Source organism: Paraburkholderia sp. BGA-UO-ETr-F21 (assembly GCF_059567925.1).
In genome coordinates, this window is record NZ_JCAQOY010000003.1 from 51,670 (window position 1) to 68,558 (window position 16,889).

Annotated in this window: 17 protein-coding genes; 6 read left to right on the plus strand and 11 right to left on the minus strand. The window is 62.7% G+C overall.

Annotated features, from left to right (window positions below):
• The first annotated feature begins 71 nt into the window (after positions 1-71).
• Positions 72-1,196, plus strand: a complete 1,125-nt coding sequence (locus AC57B1_RS00875) for an FUSC family protein (protein WP_496416302.1) — start codon at positions 72-74, stop codon at positions 1,194-1,196.
• Between the two features lie 115 nt (positions 1,197-1,311).
• Here the strand turns inward: AC57B1_RS00875 and AC57B1_RS00880 are convergent, their stop codons facing one another.
• From AC57B1_RS00880 to AC57B1_RS00900, 5 genes are all read right to left on the minus strand, one after another.
• Complete coding sequence (locus AC57B1_RS00880; protein WP_408183341.1) at positions 1,312-1,728, minus strand: VOC family protein; 417 nt, start codon at positions 1,726-1,728, stop codon at positions 1,312-1,314.
• Positions 1,729-1,977: 249 nt separating this feature from the next.
• Positions 1,978-2,931, minus strand: coding sequence for a transaldolase (gene tal, locus AC57B1_RS00885; RefSeq protein ID WP_091796133.1), 954 nt, complete (start codon positions 2,929-2,931; stop codon positions 1,978-1,980).
• Between the two features lie 292 nt (positions 2,932-3,223).
• A complete protein-coding gene (locus AC57B1_RS00890) occupies positions 3,224-4,444 on the minus strand; it encodes a benzoate/H(+) symporter BenE family transporter (RefSeq protein ID WP_408345122.1) in 1,221 nt (406 codons plus the stop codon).
• A gap of 48 nt (positions 4,445-4,492) precedes the next feature.
• Positions 4,493-5,668: a vWA domain-containing protein gene (locus AC57B1_RS00895; protein ID WP_091796130.1), complete on the minus strand. Its 1,176-nt coding sequence runs from the start codon at positions 5,666-5,668 to the stop codon at positions 4,493-4,495.
• 112 nt (positions 5,669-5,780) lie between these two features.
• Positions 5,781-6,623, minus strand: a complete 843-nt coding sequence (locus AC57B1_RS00900; protein WP_408183344.1) for an AAA family ATPase — start codon at positions 6,621-6,623, stop codon at positions 5,781-5,783.
• Between the two features lie 460 nt (positions 6,624-7,083).
• On the opposite strand from AC57B1_RS00900, the gene AC57B1_RS00905 reads away from it, so the two are divergent.
• Positions 7,084-7,452: a c-type cytochrome gene (locus tag AC57B1_RS00905; RefSeq protein ID WP_007175710.1), complete on the plus strand. Its 369-nt coding sequence runs from the start codon at positions 7,084-7,086 to the stop codon at positions 7,450-7,452.
• A 58-nt stretch (positions 7,453-7,510) separates the two neighbouring features.
• Entirely contained in the window at positions 7,511-7,894 is a 384-nt protein-coding gene (locus tag AC57B1_RS00910; RefSeq protein WP_095420040.1) for a c-type cytochrome, read from the plus strand.
• Between the two features lie 129 nt (positions 7,895-8,023).
• Here the strand turns inward: AC57B1_RS00910 and AC57B1_RS00915 are convergent, their stop codons facing one another.
• The 3 genes from AC57B1_RS00915 to rsxB form a co-directional block, all read right to left on the minus strand.
• Positions 8,024-8,458, minus strand: a complete 435-nt coding sequence (locus tag AC57B1_RS00915) for a DUF1841 family protein (RefSeq protein WP_035551992.1) — start codon at positions 8,456-8,458, stop codon at positions 8,024-8,026.
• Between the two features lie 153 nt (positions 8,459-8,611).
• Positions 8,612-9,256 (minus strand): endonuclease III, encoded by a 645-nt coding sequence (gene nth, locus AC57B1_RS00920; RefSeq protein WP_091796126.1) that lies wholly within the window; start codon positions 9,254-9,256, stop codon positions 8,612-8,614.
• Positions 9,257-9,275: 19 nt separating this feature from the next.
• A complete protein-coding gene (gene rsxB, locus AC57B1_RS00925; protein WP_496416303.1) occupies positions 9,276-10,115 on the minus strand; it encodes an electron transport complex subunit RsxB in 840 nt (279 codons plus the stop codon).
• Positions 10,116-10,339: 224 nt separating this feature from the next.
• On the opposite strand from rsxB, the gene AC57B1_RS00930 reads away from it, so the two are divergent.
• Positions 10,340-10,972: a TetR/AcrR family transcriptional regulator gene (locus AC57B1_RS00930; RefSeq protein WP_012432273.1), complete on the plus strand. Its 633-nt coding sequence runs from the start codon at positions 10,340-10,342 to the stop codon at positions 10,970-10,972.
• A 115-nt stretch (positions 10,973-11,087) separates the two neighbouring features.
• Here the strand turns inward: AC57B1_RS00930 and AC57B1_RS00935 are convergent, their stop codons facing one another.
• Positions 11,088-12,365 carry a polyhydroxyalkanoate depolymerase gene (locus tag AC57B1_RS00935; protein ID WP_091796124.1) on the minus strand — a complete coding sequence of 426 codons (1,278 nt, stop codon included), beginning with the start codon at positions 12,363-12,365 and terminating at the stop codon, positions 11,088-11,090.
• A 180-nt stretch (positions 12,366-12,545) separates the two neighbouring features.
• Positions 12,546-14,426 carry a glycoside hydrolase family 15 protein gene (locus AC57B1_RS00940; protein WP_496416304.1) on the minus strand — a complete coding sequence of 627 codons (1,881 nt, stop codon included), beginning with the start codon at positions 14,424-14,426 and terminating at the stop codon, positions 12,546-12,548.
• Between the two features lie 228 nt (positions 14,427-14,654).
• Between AC57B1_RS00940 and AC57B1_RS00945 the strand changes: the two genes are divergently transcribed.
• Complete coding sequence (locus tag AC57B1_RS00945) at positions 14,655-14,900, plus strand: hypothetical protein (protein WP_408297502.1); 246 nt, start codon at positions 14,655-14,657, stop codon at positions 14,898-14,900.
• 230 nt (positions 14,901-15,130) lie between these two features.
• On the opposite strand, the gene AC57B1_RS00950 is transcribed toward AC57B1_RS00945, so the two are convergent.
• Positions 15,131-15,283, minus strand: coding sequence for a DUF3096 domain-containing protein (locus AC57B1_RS00950; RefSeq protein ID WP_007175701.1), 153 nt, complete (start codon positions 15,281-15,283; stop codon positions 15,131-15,133).
• 231 nt (positions 15,284-15,514) lie between these two features.
• On the opposite strand from AC57B1_RS00950, the gene AC57B1_RS00955 reads away from it, so the two are divergent.
• Positions 15,515-16,807 carry a lactonase family protein gene (locus AC57B1_RS00955; protein ID WP_408345132.1) on the plus strand — a complete coding sequence of 431 codons (1,293 nt, stop codon included), beginning with the start codon at positions 15,515-15,517 and terminating at the stop codon, positions 16,805-16,807.
• Positions 16,808-16,889: the final 82 nt, after the last annotated feature.

The window sequence follows — 16,889 nt, forward strand, 5'->3', positions numbered from 1 at the left end:
GATGTTTGTCTTGATAGGGCACTCCAGGGCAGGATAGCGGAACCATCCTTTACCGCATCGAGCGCGCCGCTATGGCTTCTGCCGATTCCCACACTTTGATTCCTCGCCGCTCGGCGCTCAGCCGGATGGTTCGAGCGGTGACGTCGCCGTACTACCGTTATCGCCACGCCAAAGTGCTGCACAGTCTGCGCGTCGGCGTGGCCATGCTGGTTTCGATTCTGGCGACCACCGGTATCGATATTCCGCACGGCATCTGGTCTTCGGTGACACTGCTGGTGGTGATCGGCGGCTTGCAGCACCACGGCAACATCCGCAAGAAGGCGACCGAACGGGCGGCGGGCACGCTGCTCGGGGCGACGATCGGGCTCGGCCTGATCCTCCTGCAAAACCTGACCGGCTCGCTGCCGCTCACCTATGTGCTGATGTCGATCGTTGCGGGCATTTGCGCGTGGTTTGCGATCGGCTCGTCCGGGTATATTGGGCTCTTGACGGCCATCACCATGTGTATCGTCGCGGGTCACGGCGACAACCTGATCGACGTCGGCCTGTGGCGCACGCTCAATGTGCTGATCGGCATTGTGATCGCGTTGGCGTTTTCGTTTGCGCTGCCGTTGCATGCCACCTATTCGTGGCGCTACGGCATCGCGGCCAATCTGCGCGAATGCGCGCGTATCTACACGCGCCTGCTGGAAGGCGAGACGATCAGCGAGGAAGAGCAGGTCAAGCGCTTTCTTGCCATCAACAAGCGGCTCGTGCAATTGCGTTCGTTGATGCCTTCGGTGGCGAAGGAAATCGATGTGCCGCAAGCGAAACTCGAAGAGATTCAGCGGCTGCACCGCTCGGTGCTCAGTTCACTGGAGTTGCTGGCCACCGGCCCGCTGATGCACGCCGACGCCGTAGCGCGCGCCGCCTATGCCAGGCAATGCGGCGCGGAGGTGAGCGCCGTGCGCGCGATACTGCTGGCCATGGCGCGTGGTCTGCGCTTTGGGCGGGCGACGCATTTCGGCATTCCGGCCGCGTCGCCGCTCGCGCAGCGGCACGGCGACGCGGCGCTCAAACTGCCGGCCGAACTTCAGGGGCCGTATTGGCTCGGGCAACGGCTTGCCGAGCAGGTTGACCGGCTGCGCGAGCAGTTGCTGGAAACCGAGGCGAACTGGAACATCGAACGGAATTCGCGGATGCCGGCGAGGGGTTAGGCTGGTGGAACTGACGAGGCGGCCGCGCCGGGTGCGATGAACCGTACTGCGCGCGATAATCCGCACCAGGCACGATAAGACGCGCTCCACGAGAGCGCCCGCCGTGACGCCGCGCTCAACCTTCCGGCAGCGTCACCATCCACATCAGACCGAAGCGGTCCACTACCATTCCGAAGCCCTTGCTCCAGAAGGTCGGCTGGAACGGCATCATGACCTGGCCGCCGTCGGCGAGGGCCGTGAAGTACTGTTCGGCGGAGGCCGTGTCGTCGGCTGTCAGCGAGAGGCTGAAACCGTTCATCGAGCCGGCAGCGGGATCGCAATGGCCGTCGGAGGCCATCCAGTCGGTCGAACCCATCCGCACGTTGGCGTGCATGATTTTCTCTTCGAGACCGGGGCGCGGCTGGTTTTGCGGATCGGGCGGCGCCTCCTTGTAACGCATCTTGAAGGTCACCTGGGCGCCGAGCTTCGCGCAGTAGTAGTCGAGCGCTTCTTCGCAACGCCCGTTGAAGAATACGTAGGGTTGAACCTGCATGATCGTCTCCCGGAATCGAGGTCAGCGGCGCCGATATCGCCCGCCAGGACTGGCGGGAAAGCACCTGTGAAGACGATTGTAGTCGCCGCTCAAACGGCAATTGTGACTATATGTCGTAGGGTGGGGCGCCGCACGCCACTGCCACACGCGGTCCTCGCAAACCCGCCGGTAAACGGCGCGCGGCCCTGAATCGTGAGATCCAGGGCCGCGAGTTCCGAGCGCCGGCGTTGAGCGCGGCGCGAGCGAGGCTTAACGCAGCGCGTCGATCAGCTTTTCCAGCTTGACCGCGTCCGCGGCGAAGGCACGGATACCTTCGGCGAGCTTTTCAGTGGCCATGGCTTCGTCGTTGACGAGGAAACGGAACGACGATTCGTCGACCGGCACGCGTTCAATGTCCGTATCCTTGGCGAGGTCGGGCGACAGCTTGCGCTCCACTTTTTCGGTGCTGTCCTGTAGCTTTTGCAGCAGATCCGGACTGATGGTCAGCAGATCGCAGCCAGCCAGTTCCAGAATCTGGCCCGGCGTGCGGAAGCTCGCGCCCATCACCTCGGTCTTGTAGCCGAACTTCTTGTAGTACGCGTAGATGCGGCGCACGGATTTGACGCCCGGGTCATTGGCGCCGCCGTCTTTGGCTTCGTCCCACGCGCTGCCGGCGTTCTTCTTGTACCAGTCGTAAATCCGGCCGACGAACGGCGAGATCAACTGCGCGCCCGCTTCGGCACAGGCCGCGGCCTGGGCGAGCGAGAACAGCAGCGTCATGTTGCAGTGGATGCCTTCCTTCTGCAGCACTTCCGCCGCGCGGATGCCTTCCCACGTGGAGGCGAGCTTGATCAGCACGCGTTCGCGGCCGATGCCGTGTTCCTTATACAGCGCGATCAGTTCGCGGCCCTTGGCGATCGAGCCTTCCGTGTCGAACGACAGGCGCGCGTCGACTTCGGTCGACACACGGCCCGGAATGATCTTGAGAATTTCGGTGCCGAATGCGATCAGCAACTGGTCGATGATCGCGCCGACCGGCTTCGACGCGTGCGCCTTGACGGTCTTTTCGAGCAACGGCTTGTAGTCGTCTTTCTGCACCGCTTTCAGAATCAGCGACGGATTGGTGGTGGCGTCTTGAGGCTTGTATTGGGCAAGCTGCTGGAAGTCGCCGGTATCGGCCACGACGGTGGTGTATTGCTTGAGTTGGTCGAGTGCGGTTGTCATGTTCGAGCCTTCAGGGCGCTCGTGCGCCGTGGTTCAGGAGAAATGAGATCGCCGCCGGTCTGAAAGACAGATCAGTTCCGGCGGCCGCGGGTCACGCTGCAGCATTGCCCGCCATGTTGCCGGGAAACGCTGCCGGATGCTTCTATTCTATGGCGATCGCCTGATGCAGTGTTGACACTTGGCCACGGCAATCCGTTCAAACGGATTTCGAACGGCAGTTGCCCGCCACCGTTGATGTGACGACGTGCAGGGCATTGCCGCCCATTATGCCGCCGCAGCGCACCATGGGCCCTCAGGCGCGCCGCGCGTTCAATACCAGTTGCGTCACCACGCCCGCCACCAGCCCCCAGAATGCTGAGCCGATGGACAGCAGCGTGAGCCCCGAGGCGGTCACCATGAACGTGACCAGCGCCGCCTCGCGTTGCTTCGCGTCCTGCATGGCGTTGGTGAGGCCGCCCATGATCGAGCCGAACAGCGCCAGCGCCGCGACGGAGACCACCAGCGCCTTGGGCAAGGCCGCGAACAGCGCGGCGATGGTCGCGCCGAAAATGCCGGCGATCAGGTAGAAGATGCCGCACCAGACCGCGGCGGTGTAACGCTTGTCACGGTTTTCGTGCGCTTCAGGGCCCGTGCAGATCGCAGCGGTGATCGCCGCAAGATTGATGCCGTGCGAGCCGAACGGCGCGAGCAGCAGCGAAGCGATGCCGGTGGTCGAAATCAGCGGCGCGGAGGGCGTGCTGTAGCCGTCCGCGCGCAGCACGGCGATACCTGGCACGTTCTGCGACGCCATCGCCACGACAAAGAGCGGAATCCCGATGCTGACGCTGGCCGCCACCGAAAACGCCGGCATCGTGAACACGGGATGCGCCAGCGCGACGTGAAAGTGACTGAAGTCGAGCAGCCCGAGTGCGCCGGCGGCCGCCGTGCCGACAATTAGCGTCGTCACGATCGCATAGCGCGGCGCGAGCCGTTTGACGACCAGATAGGTGAGGAACATGGTCAGCACGAGCGCGGTCTGGAACTGCGCGGCGCGGAAAATCTCGATGCCGATCTCGAACAGGATGCCCGCCAGCAAGGCCGAGGCGATGCCCGCCGGAATTTTCCTCATCAGCGTATCGAACCAACCGGTCAGGCCGACCAGGGTGAGCAGCAGCGCGCACACGATAAACGCGCCGATGGCCACCGCGTACGGCACATGCGGCAGCGAGGACACCAGCAGCGCCGCACCGGGCGTCGACCAGGCAATCACGATCGGCGCGCGATAACGCAGCGAGAGGCCGATCGTGCACACGGCCATGCCGATCGAAAGCGCCCAGATCCATGACGAAATCTGCGCATCGGTCAGATGCGCGGCCTGGCCCGCCTGGAACATCAGCACGAGCGAGCTGGTGTAGCCCGTCATCATCGCGACGAAACCGGCGACGATGGCGGACAGCGAGGTGTCGGCGAAGGGATTGAGGCGCCCAGGCGGTGTCGCGGCAGGGGACAAATCGGGCGATGACAGCGGACTCATGCAGATACTTTCTTATCGTGGAGGGTAAAGCGTAAAAATGTGACCGGACTATTTACTCAGCGTGCGCATGGCGGTCTCTAGGCCGGCCAGCGTGAGCGGGTACATGCGGTGCCCGAGCACTTCGCGGATCGCACTGACCGACTGCCGGTACGCCCACAGGCCTTCCGGTTCGGGATTGAGCCACGCGTGATGCGGGAAATGATCGGCGAGACGGCGCAGCCAGACCGCGCCGGCTTCGGCGTTGTTGTACTCCACCGAGCCGCCCGGCTGCAACACTTCGTACGGGCTCATCGTCGCGTCGCCGACGAAAATCAGCTTGTAGTCGGGCGTGAATTTATGCAGCACGTCCCACGTCGGCATGCGCTCGGCGTGACGGCGGCGGTTGTTCTTCCACAGGAAGTCGTACACGCAGTTGTGGAAATAGTAGAACTCGAGATGCTTGAACTCGGCTTTTGCGGCGGAGAACAGTTCTTCGGTGCGCTTGATGTGATCGTCCATCGAGCCGCCCACGTCGAGCAGCATCAGCACTTTTACCTTGTTGTGGCGCTCGGGCACCATCTTCAGGTCGAGCCAGCCGGCATTCGCGGCGGTGCTGCGGATCGTGTCGGGCAGGTCGAGTTCTTCGGCGGCGCCTTCGCGGGCGAAACGGCGCAGGCGGCGCAGCGCGACCTTGATGTTGCGCGTGCCGATTTCGACCTGATCGTCGTAATCGCGATAGGCGCGGGCTTCCCAGACCTTGACGGCGGTGCGGTTGCCCGCCGCGTCGCCGCCGATGCGCACGCCTTCCGGGTTATAGCCGCCATTGCCGAACGGCGACGTGCCGCCGGTGCCGATCCATTTGCTGCCGCCTTCGTGGCGCTCCTTCTGTTCGTCGAATAGTTCCTTCAGGCGCTCCATGAGCTTGTCGAGGCCGCCCATGGCTTCGATCTGCGCTTTCTCTTCCGGCGACAGATCGCGTTGCAGCTTCTTCTTCAGCCAGTCGAGCGGCACGTCGAAAGCGAGCTCCGAGGCCTGTGCGACGCCGTTGAAATACGCGCCGAACGCCTGGTCGAACTTGTCGAAATATTGCTCGTCCTTAACCAGCGTCATGCGCGCGAGGTAGTAGAACTCGTCGAGCGACGGGGCAATCACGTTGGCTTTGAGCGCCTCGAGCAGCGTCAGGTATTCCTTCACCGACACCGGCAGCTTGGCGGCGCGCAGCGAGTAGAAAAAATCGATCAGCATGCTGGGTCCTCTGCGGGCGCGGGTGGTCGGGGCGGCGGTCGTTTCAATGGCGGCCTCGCGGCGACTGCCCGGCGCTCGATCAATGATCAACCGACGCTCAGTCGACGATCTTTCAACGGTTATTTCGGTTCATGAAGATCAGCCGCTCGAACAGGCTCACGTCCTGCTCGTTCTTCAGGAGCGCGCCGTGCAGCGGCGGAATGATCTGCTTCTGGTCGGACGAGCGCAGCGCTTCGGGCGGAATGTCTTCGGCGAGCAGCAGCTTGAGCCAGTCGAGCAGTTCCGACGTGGACGGCTTCTTCTTCAATCCGGCGACGTTGCGCAACTCGAAAAAGCTCTGCATGGCGGCCGCGAGCAGTTCCTTCTTGATGCCGGGATAGTGGACCTCGACGATCTGCTGCATGGTGACCGGGTCGGGGAACTTGATGTAGTGGAAGAAGCAGCGGCGCAAGAACGCGTCGGGCAATTCCTTCTCGTTGTTCGAGGTGATGATCACGAGCGGGCGCTGTTTCGCGCGGATCAGCTCGTGCGTCTCGTACACATAGAACTCCATGCGATCGAGTTCACGCAGCAGGTCGTTCGGGAATTCGATGTCGGCCTTGTCGATCTCGTCGATCAGCAGCACCGTTTGCGCCTCCGATTCGAACGACTGCCACAGCACGCCCTTGACGATGTAGTTGCGAATGTCCTTGACGCGTTCGTCGCCGAGCTGCGAATCGCGCAGGCGCGAGACCGCGTCGTACTCGTACAGACCCTGCTGTGCCTTGGTGGTGGACTTGATGTGCCACTGTAGCAGCGGCATGCCGAGCGCCGCGGCGACCTCTTCGGCGAGCATGGTTTTGCCCGTGCCGGGTTCGCCTTTGATCAGCAACGGGCGCTTGAGCGTCATCGCGGCGTTGACCGCGAGCTTGAGGTCGTCGGTGGCGACGTACTGCGATGAGCCTTCGAAACGCATGGCGAGATGCTCTTTTTCGGGGAAAAAGCCCAGTATAAGTCAGAAGACCTGTTGGCTTGAAACCGGCTCGCGTAAGGTGTCACCCGCGGTGTCGCAGCGTGAAGCAAGGGTGCGCGCGGCGCGTGCGAGCGCCCCGGATGCTCGCCCGGCGGGCCCGGTGGGCGGGCGCGCCGGGCGGATCGGGTGGGTGCGGCGGCGAATGCCGTGTCGAATTGGTGCGCCGGTTCGGCATGCGAAGGCGGCCGCCACGCGGCGCCGATCAGGCGCGGCGGAGCAAAGCGGCGCTAGGCGTGGTTTTGCGCCTGCCGGATGGGCCGCCGGCCCCGCGCGGTGGACGTTTGGCGCGGCGTCGCGGTACAATTAGCCCGATTTTTTTGGCCTGCGTGGCTACCCTATAAGAATAACGGCGCGGGCCGTTGCCTTTTGGTCGCCCGTTTCCCCTCAAGCCAGGTTACATGCTATGAATAAATTCGTTGGCAAACACGTCGTGATCGCAGCGCTGTCGGTGCTCGCGGGCTATGCGGCCAGTGCGCAGGCAGCGGATGTCGTCGGCAACGCTAAGGCGGGCCAAGGCAAGGTCGCGATGTGTATCGGCTGCCACGGCATCCCTGAATACCGCACGGCGTACCCTGAGGTCTACCGCGTGCCGATGCTCGGCGGCCAGAATCAGGCGTACCTCGAAAACGCCCTGCATGGCTACAAGAAGGGCGACCGCCATTTCGAAACGATGCGCGCCATTACCGCGTCGCTGTCGGACCAGGACATCGCCGACATCGCTGCTTACTACGCAGCGCAAAATTCCTCTTCGAAAAGCAATCCCGACAAGTGATCGGCTGCGGTCATCCATCCAGTCACTCAGCTATTAAATTCGCGGGATAGGAGAATTCATGAATAAGCCCCAACAGGCACTCCACACGGTGTTCAAGGCTGCATGCGCGTCGGCGGCAGTGATCGGTCTGGTTGCAGCGAACCTCGCGCACGCCGCGGACGCCGGCAACGGCAAGGTGCTGGCGGACAGCCACAACTGCGCGGCTTGCCACGGCGTGAACCTGAACAAGCCGGTGAGCCCGGAATATCCGAAGCTCGCCGGTCAACATTCCGATTACGTGTACTGGTCGTTGCGCCAATACCAGATGGGCAACGGCAACCCGCACTTCGGTCGCAACAACGCGATCATGCAGGCGCAGGTGCAAAGCCTGTCGCAAAGCGACATGAAAGACATCGCAGCCTATGTCGAATCGCTGAACGGCGATCTGGTGCAGAAGAAGTAAGCGAGTCGCGTGGTTTGCGCGCGGCTTTTAGATTGAACAACACCCCGCCTCGGCGGGGTGTTGTGCTTTTGGAGGGGGGATTCGTGTGCGCGGTGTTGCGCGTCCGGTATTGCGCGTTCGGCGCCGGTCTCAGTCGCGCGTGGCGCGCCGCTCGATGCGTTGAAGATACGCGTCCGTGTCCGGCGGCGTGCCGGTGCGCTGCGCTTCCCAGATGGTTTCGCCGAGGCAGTCCATGATGGCGTGCTGTGCCTCGTGGGTCGAGCCGAGGCGCGCGGCGAGCCGCTCGTGCGCTGCGCGAATGCCGGGCGGCTGATCGATCGACAACTGTTCGGTGATGGCCAGATGCATCGACAGATGCAGGAACGGGTTGGTCTGGCCGCGTTCGGGCGAGTAGTCCTGCGCCTGGGCGGCGTCGCCGTCGGTCAGGTCGGCGTGATATTCGGGATGCTCGACGATCCAGTCGGCGGCGATTGCCTCCAGCGGCGTGAGAATTTCGCCTTGACGCTGCTTGCGCCAGGTGTCGGTGAAGAAGAGACGGACTTCGTCGCGGCTAGGATTGAACATCGTGGGACCGGTGCGTGGAGTTGGGGCGTGTAGCGTAAGTCGTTGAAGCGTCAGCCTATGAAGCCAACGAGGCAGGCCGTCATTTTACGCCGCGGCGCCGCGGGCTGCTGGGGCGCCCCGTGCCGCCGTGCCGCCATACCGGGAGGGCGACGCTCACAGGTCCGGCGCCGGTGTTTTCGGACGGAACTCGCACAGCGGTTCGATCACGCAATGCCAGCATTCCGGCCGGCGCGCCTTGCAGACATAACGGCCGTGCAGGATCAGCCAGTGGTGCGCATCCTGCCTGAATTCGGCGGGGGTGAATTTCTCCAATGCCGCCTCGACTGCGCGAACGTCTTTGCCCGGTGCAAGACCGGTTCGATTCGCAACCCGAAAGATGTGCGTGTCGACGGCTATGGTCGGATGACCGAACGCCGTGTTCAGAATCACATTGGCCGTTTTCCGGCCTACGCCCGGCAGACTTTCGAGCGCTTCGCGATCCTCGGGCACTTCGCCGCCATACTGGTCGAGCAGAATACGGCAGGTGGCAATGACGTTCTTCGCCTTGGTGCGATAGAGGCCAATGGTCTTGATGTAGCCGGCCACGCCTTCTTCGCCGAGATCGAAAACCTGCTGCGGCGTGTTCGCGACCGGAAACATCTTGCGCATGGCTTTGTTGACCGACACGTCGGTGGCCTGCGCGGACAGCAGCACGGCAATCAGCAGTTCGAACGGAGTGGTGTACTCGAGTTCGGTTGTGGGATGCGGATTGAGACTCTGAAGCGTCTCGTAGATGGCGCGGCGTTTGTTCGCGTTCATGCTCGGCGTGAAGGTGCGGTTAGCGCTTGTCGGGCGGTGTGCCAGTGTCGTCGCCGGCGAGTCCGAGACGGCGGCGGCGTGCTTCGGCGGCGTCGATCTGGGCCTGAACGTCGGCGCTCACCTGTTCGGTGTTCAGCGGACCCTGGCCCTTGGCTGCCAATTCTTCCTTTTTCTTGCGGGCACGTTCGAGCGCGGCCTGGATGATCGCGCGTTTCTTTGCATCGGCATCTTCCGCCGCAGGCGCGGAGGATGTCACCGCAGCGCCGGCTTGCGTTGCTTCGCTAACCTGAGGAGCGGCGCTGCTGCCTGTGCGCCGCGCTGCAGCACGTGCCTCGGCCGCCTCGCGTTCGCGGGTGAGACGCGCTTCACGCCGGTCATGGCGTTCGCGCGCGGCGTCGGCCTGGGCCTGGCTCCACGCGTCCCAACCGGTTGCGTTGCCGGTCACGGGCGGCAGCGCGATACAGTCGACCGGGCAGGGCGGCACGCACAGATCACAGCCGGTGCAAAGCTCTGCGATGACCGTATGCATCTGTTTCGGTGCGCCAACTATTGCATCGACTGGACACGCCTGCATGCACAACGTGCAGCCGATGCAAACTTGTTCGTCGATAACCGCCAACGGACGCGGCCGTTCGACGCCATTGGCGGAATTGAGCGGAATCACCGGTTTGCCGAGCAACGCGGCGAGCCGGGCGATGCCTTCGGCGCCACCCGGCGGACACTGGTTGTAATTGGCCTCGCCGCTCGCCACGGCTTCGGCATAGGGGCGGCATGCGGGGTAACCGCACTTGGTGCATTGCGTCTGGGGGAGCAGATCTTCAATGCGATCTGCGAGTGTTTTGATTTCTGTCACGGTCACGACGTGGGGCTTTGGCTTGCGGCCGCACAGCTTGAACTAAATAGCACATTATCGCCGATTTCCCCAATTGCCATCCGCAATCCATGTGCCATAATCGAAGCGCTTTTTCGAAAGACCGCAGAAGGGTGTTCCCCCAACCAGCCCGTTCAGTGCTGTCGGTGCAAGGCCCGAGGAGAGGCCGGCGGCGCGATCCGGATAACGCGGCTCACGAAGACGATGCCACCATGAATCAGCCGAAAATCAAAAGAGATCCTGAAGGCACACGGCGCCGCATTCTGCTCGCGGCGGCCGAAGAGTTTGCAAATGGTGGGCTATTCGGCGCGCGCGTCGATCAGATCGCCCGCCGCGCGGAAACGAATGAACGCATGCTCTATTACTACTTCGGTAGCAAGGAGCAGCTTTTCACTGCCGTACTCGAGCACGCGTTCAGCGCGCTCAATGAAGCGGAGCGCACGCTCGAACTCAACGGCATCGCGCCGGTGGAGGCCATTACGCGTCTTGCGCATTTTGTTTGGGATTACTACCGCGATCATCCCGAGTTACTGCGTCTCATCAACAACGAGAATCTGCACGAAGCACGCTACATGCAGAAGTCCACGCGCATCCGCGAAATGATCTCGCCGATCGTCGCCACGCTTGGCGGCATTCTCGAGCGTGGCCAACGCGCGGGGCTGTTTCGGACCAATGTCGACCCGCTGCGTTTCTATGTCACGCTGTCCGGGATGGGCTACTACATCGTGTCGAATCGCTTCACGCTCGAAGCCACGCTCGGCCGCGATTTCAGCAGCGCAAGCGAGCGCAGTGAAGTGATTCAGATGAACACCGAGTTGCTGCTCGCGTATCTGTTGCGCAAGTAGGCTGCAGCCCCAATCGCTGGTGGAGGCTTCGGGATCCTCATAAACGACAACGGCCTCCGAAGAGGCCGTTGTTGCCGACTGACTGTGCGTGATGCGCGTGCTGTGCGTGCGCCGCTCAGGCTTCGACTCTTTCCTTCGCGACCTTCGTCACCTTGTTGTGCTCGAGGATGAAGTCGCGCAACTGCGGATAAATGATGGTGCGCCAGCGGCGTCCCGAGAAAATGCCGTAGTGGCCGCACTTTTCCGCGGTGAAGTGACGCTTGTTTGCTTCCGGAATGCCCGTACACAGTTCGTGCGCGGCATAGGTCTGGCCGTCGCCGGAAATATCGTCGAGCTCGCCTTCAATCGTGAAGAGCGCGGTCTTCGTGATGTCCTGCGGTTTCACCCGTTCGCCGGAGACGTCCCACGTGCCCTCGGCGAGGCTGAACTCCTGGAACACCACGCGTATCGTGTCGAGATAGTAGTCCGCGTCCATGTCGAGCACCGCGTTGTACTCGTCGTAGAAGCGGCGGTGTGCTTCCGCGTCGTCTTCGTCGCCGCGCAGCAGGCTTTGATAGAAGTCCCAGTGCGACGCCGCGTGACGTTCCGGATTCATTGCCACAAAACCGGTGTGCTGCAGAAAGCCCGGGTAAACCTTGCGGCCCACGCCCGGATAATTCGGCGGGACCGTGAAGATCACGTTGTTCTCGAACCATTCATACGAATGCTGCGTGGCAAGCGAGTTGACCGACGTCGGGCTCTTGCGCGCGTCGATCGGGCCACCCATCATGGTCATGGTGCGCGGCGTATCCTCGCCGCGGCTCGCCAGCAGCGAAATGGCGGCGAGCACGGGTACGGTCGGCTGACACACCGAGATCACATGCAGATTCTTCGCGCCGATGTGGCGGATGAATTCCTGAATGTAGGCGACGTAATCGTCCAGATGAAACTCGCCGGCCTCGAGCGGCACCATGCGCGCGTCGATCCAGTCGGTCAGGTAAACCTTGTGGTCTTGCAGCAACGTGCGCACGGTGTCGCGCAGCAGCGTGGCGTGGTGCCCTGACAACGGTGCGCATACCAGCACGACCGGCTCATCTTTCAATTGGATAACAGCGTCGCTGTCATCCGCGAAACGCTTGAAGCGCATCAGGCGGCAAAACGGCTTCTCGATGATCGTCTGCTCGATGATCGGGATGTTGTGACCATCTTTCACAATCTGATGAAGATTGAACTCGGGTTTTTCGTAATCTTTACCCAGCCGGTAGAGTAATTCATACCCGGCGGAGAGGCGCGTGGCGCCCGGCACATAGGCCAAGGGGCTGGCGGGATTCGCGAAGGATTTGGACGCGGCCTGAGCCCAGGCGGTGAGGGGGCTCAACATAGCCCGCTGGAATTCGTGCAATTGGTAGAGCATGGGTGCTCCGTTTTAAGCGGTTCGCATGGGGCTTCGCAAACACGCGCATGGCGTTGCGGCAGGCCAATTTGTTTGTGGGCACATTGTTTTTCGGCCGACAGTCTGATCGATCATATCGAACTAAGCGCAATTGTGCAATGCAGCAATTCGCGTGCGGCTGCCACGCAAACTGTCATTAAATCATGCTACTGGCGATGTTGCCGTGCCGCTATCGGGGCTTGCCGCAACATCAAGTTCTGTCTCTCCTGTGCCGTTATGGGGAGGTTGCCCTGTCGCCTGCGCCATCGCCTGTTCGTGCTTCATCAGGTTCAGGCCGGTATGCACGAGGGCCACATGCGAAAACGCCTGCGGAAAGTTGCCCACCAGGCGCTGCGCACCCGGATCGTACTCTTCCGCGAGCAAACCCACATCGTTGCAGAGCGCGAGCAGCCGTTCGTACATGGCGATCGCTTCGTCGAGGCGGCCTTGCAGCGCGAGGTTGTCCACCATCCAGAACGAACACGCGAGAAACGTGCCTTCTCCCGGCGGCAGGCCGTCGTCGTATTCGGTGGTGCGATAGCGCATCACGAAACCGTCATGCATCAAGTCCTTCTCGATGGCCGCCACGGTGCCTTTGACGCGCGGATCTTGCGGCCGCAGAAAGCCCACCAGCGGCATCAACAGCACGCTCGCATCGAGCTGGTCGGTGCCGTAGGACTGCGAAAACGCGTTAAGCGCGGGATTCCATGCCTTTTCGCAGACTTCCGCATGGATTTGCTCGCGGGTGGCGCGCCATTCGTCGAGCGGGCCGTCGAGCTTGAACATTTCCGCCGAGCGGATGGCACGGTCGTAGGCGACCCATGCCATCACCTTCGAGAAGGTGAAATGCTGGCGGCCGCCGCGCGTTTCCCAGATGCCTTCGTCGGGTTCCCGCCAGATCGTGTCTAGGTGGGAGAGCAGCGCGCGCTGCACGTTCCACGCCGTGTCGTCCGCCTGCAGGCCGCCGACCCGCGCGAGATGCAGCGCGTTCATCACTTCGCCATAGACGTCGAGCTGGCGTTGGCCGACCGCGTTATTGCCGACCCGCACCGGCTTCGCGTCCTGATAGCCCGGCAGCCAGTCGAGTTCGAACTCGGGCAAACGCCGCTCGCCCGCGATGCCATACATGATCTGCAACTGATCCGGCGCCCCGGCCATGACGCGGCCAAGCCAGGAGCGCCACGCGCGGGCTTCGTCGAAGTAGCCGCCGCGCATCATGGCGAGCAGCGTGATCGTGGCGTCGCGTAGCCAGCAATAGCGGTAGTCCCAGTTGCGGGTGCCGCCGAGCTGCTCCGGCAGCGAAGTCGTGGGCGCGGCGACGATACCGCCGGTCGGCTCGTAGGCGAGCGCCTTGAGCGTGATCAGCGAGCGGCGGATCGGCTCGGCCCAGCGTCCTTCGACCGTGCTGCGCGCCGACCATTCGAGCCAGTGGTTCTCGGTGCGCGCAAGCGACGTATGCGGGTCGCGCGCCGGCGGAATGCGTAGATGCGAGGGCGAATAAGCCAGTGAGAACGGCACCCGCTCGCCTTCGCTGACGGTGAATTCGGCGACCGTCTTCATGTCTTCGCCGCGCAACGCGACCGGTGTGCGCAACACGGCGGTATCGGGCCCGACGATCGCCTTGATGCCGCTGTCGTGCTTGAGGCGGTCGACCCACGGAATCGAGAAACCATAATCGAAGCGCAGCACGAGTTCCATCTTCATGCGCACCGTGCCGCGTTGGCCGACGACGATCCGCACCAGTTCCGACCAGCCATTGCCCGGCGGCATGAAATCGACCAGCGTGACGGCGCCCTCGGGCGTCTCGAAATGGGTTTCGAGAATCAGTGTTTCGCCGCGATAGCGGCGGGTGACGGTGGGCGGCGTGTCCGAGACCGGCGAGATCAGCCAGCGTCCGTTGGCAGGCGTGCCGAGCAGGGCGGCGAAGCAGGCGCCGGAATCGAAGCGCGGCCAGCAGAGCCAGTCGACGGAACCTTCGCGGGAGATGAGCGCGGCCGTGTGGCCGTCGCCGACGAGCGCATAGTCTTCGATGTGTGCGGGCATGAGGAGCGGAGTCAGTATGGCGCGCGGCAAGGAGCGCCGCGCGTGTCGTTGTTGTTACCCGACTCGCGCGATGCGCTTTGGTTCACCGCACATTGCCGCGAAACGCGAGTTGGTAATCTGTCAAACGAATGCCTACAATCAGATTTCATGCCGACGCCCGGAGCATTCCGGATGATGGACCGGCCCCGCCCATGGCGCATACAGACGCCGTTTCCGAGGACCAAAGCTATGCCGAACCCGTCGAAATCCGATTGCATTACGATTCTCTCGGCCGCCAGCGAGCTTGCCGACGATTCGTTGTTGCCGCTCGATCACGGCCGGCTGGGCCTGAGCCGCAACGGCATGCTGGCCGCCGCCGCCTTTCTGGTCGAACGGGCCTGCTTCCGGCGTTATCAGGAAGGCGATGGCAATTATGCCGTGGGCGCTCTTTCGTTGCAGGGACGTCTGCGCCTCGACCAGCTTTCGAACGGCTGACCGCAGGCCTTCTTGGTCGGCGCGCCGCAGTAACCGCAATCTGATCGCGCTTGCGGCGAGGGTACACCGCTTCGCCGCGCCGCCGCGTTTTATCGCTTCCCTCGTTTTCACGTCCCCCGCGTACGTGGCGTTGCGTCACGCCTTGTGTGCGCACGCGAAGCGGAACGGCACCGGGCCGTGACTGCGCCCGGTCGTGCGTCTCATGCATGCGCAGCGGGTGCCGCCCGGCCTCAGAAGTGCGAAGACCCCACGCCGAAGATCCCAATGATGCCGATGATGATCAGATAGAGCGCGACGATGTAGTTCAACAGGCGCGGCATGACGAGAATCAGAATACCGGCGATCAACGAAACCAGCGGGCCCAAACTGAGTGTGACGTTCATGAAGACTCCGTAGAGTGAGACGCGATTGAAAAAATGCCCCGTCAGGCGGGACAATGGTTACCCATGCTGCGGCTCTCGGTTCCACTGGATACCGCCAGCCGCATTAACAGCATGATCCGACACAACGCTTTTATACTTCTTTCGATAAGAACAACGCTCGACCGATGGCGCGGCAGACCAGAGACACTCTTACAACCGGTTCAACCCAATAACGAATGAACAGGAGGTCATATGCTTCGTCGTCACCGGGCCGCGACGCGTGCCGTTGCAGGTTCTCACCTGCCTGCTGTTGATGGCATTTCACAACGCGCGGGGCAAGCTGCTCCGTCGCGCTCCGCCCGCTCGATAATAAAAGGTTTCGCGCTCATGGTCTCGATTGTTGCTTCGCACGCGTTTGCGCAAGATTCCGGCCCGGTTCCCGCCGACGGTGTCTACGACATGCTGGTCGGCACGTACACCGGCGCCAGGAGTGAAGGCTTGTACGTCTATCGCTTCGACACGAAGACGGGCGAAGCGACGCGCGTCTCGGTCGCGCCGACGGTCAATCCGTCGTATCTCGTGGTGAGCCGCGACCGCCGTTTCGTCTACGCGGTCAACGAACTGCCCGGTGACAATGGCCCGGCCTCCCAGCGCGGCGGCATCAGCGCGTTTCGATTCGACGCCGCGAGCGGCCAGCTGACGTTCCTCAACAAGGTGTCGGCGGACGGCAATGATCCGTGCTATCTGAGCCTCTCGCCGGACGGCAAATATCTGCTGACCGCGAACTACTCAGTGGCAGCCGATCCGGGCGGCAGTTTCGCCGTGTTTCCGTTGCAGGCCGACGGCCAGGTCGGCGCGTCTGTGCTCACGGTGCATCACGAAGGCGGTGGTCCGGTGAAGGGCCGCCAGGACAATTCGCACGTTCACTCCACCGTGTTCTCGCCGGACGGCCACTATCTGTTCGCGCAGGATCTCGGCGCGGACAAGCTGTACTCGTACCGCTACACACCTGATGGCAGCCGCGGCCTGTTCGGCCCGACCGACTGGCGCTACACCCAGGAGAAAGCGGGTACGGGGCCGCGCCATCTGGTGTTCGGCGCGGACGGCAAGCACGCGTATCTGACCAGCGAACTGGCCGCCACGGTCAGCACGTTCAATTACGACGGCGGCAAACTCACGCAGGTGCAGACCGTGCCGCTGACCGAGCCGGGCTTCAAGGGCGCGGTAGGCGCGGCGGCGATTCATCTGTCGCCGGACGGGCGCTTTCTGTACGCCACCAATCGCGGCGACGCGAACGAGATCGTGATCTTTTCGGTGGACCCGACCAACGGGCATCTCAAGAAGATCGGGCATCAATCGAGCCTCGGCAAATCGCCGCGCGAATTCGCGATCGATCCGACCGGCAACTGGCTGATCGTCGGCAATCAGAATAGCGATACCGTGTATGTGTTCAAACGCGATCAACAGAGCGGTTTGCTCGAAGCGAATCCGAAGCACTTCGAGCTTGGATCGCCGGTGGATTTCAAACTGGTCTCGCCGTCGTAAGCGATGACGAAGCGTGTGATTTGACTATGCGCGCTGAATGAAAAATGCGGCCGCTTGAACAACAAGCGGCCGCATTTTTTGC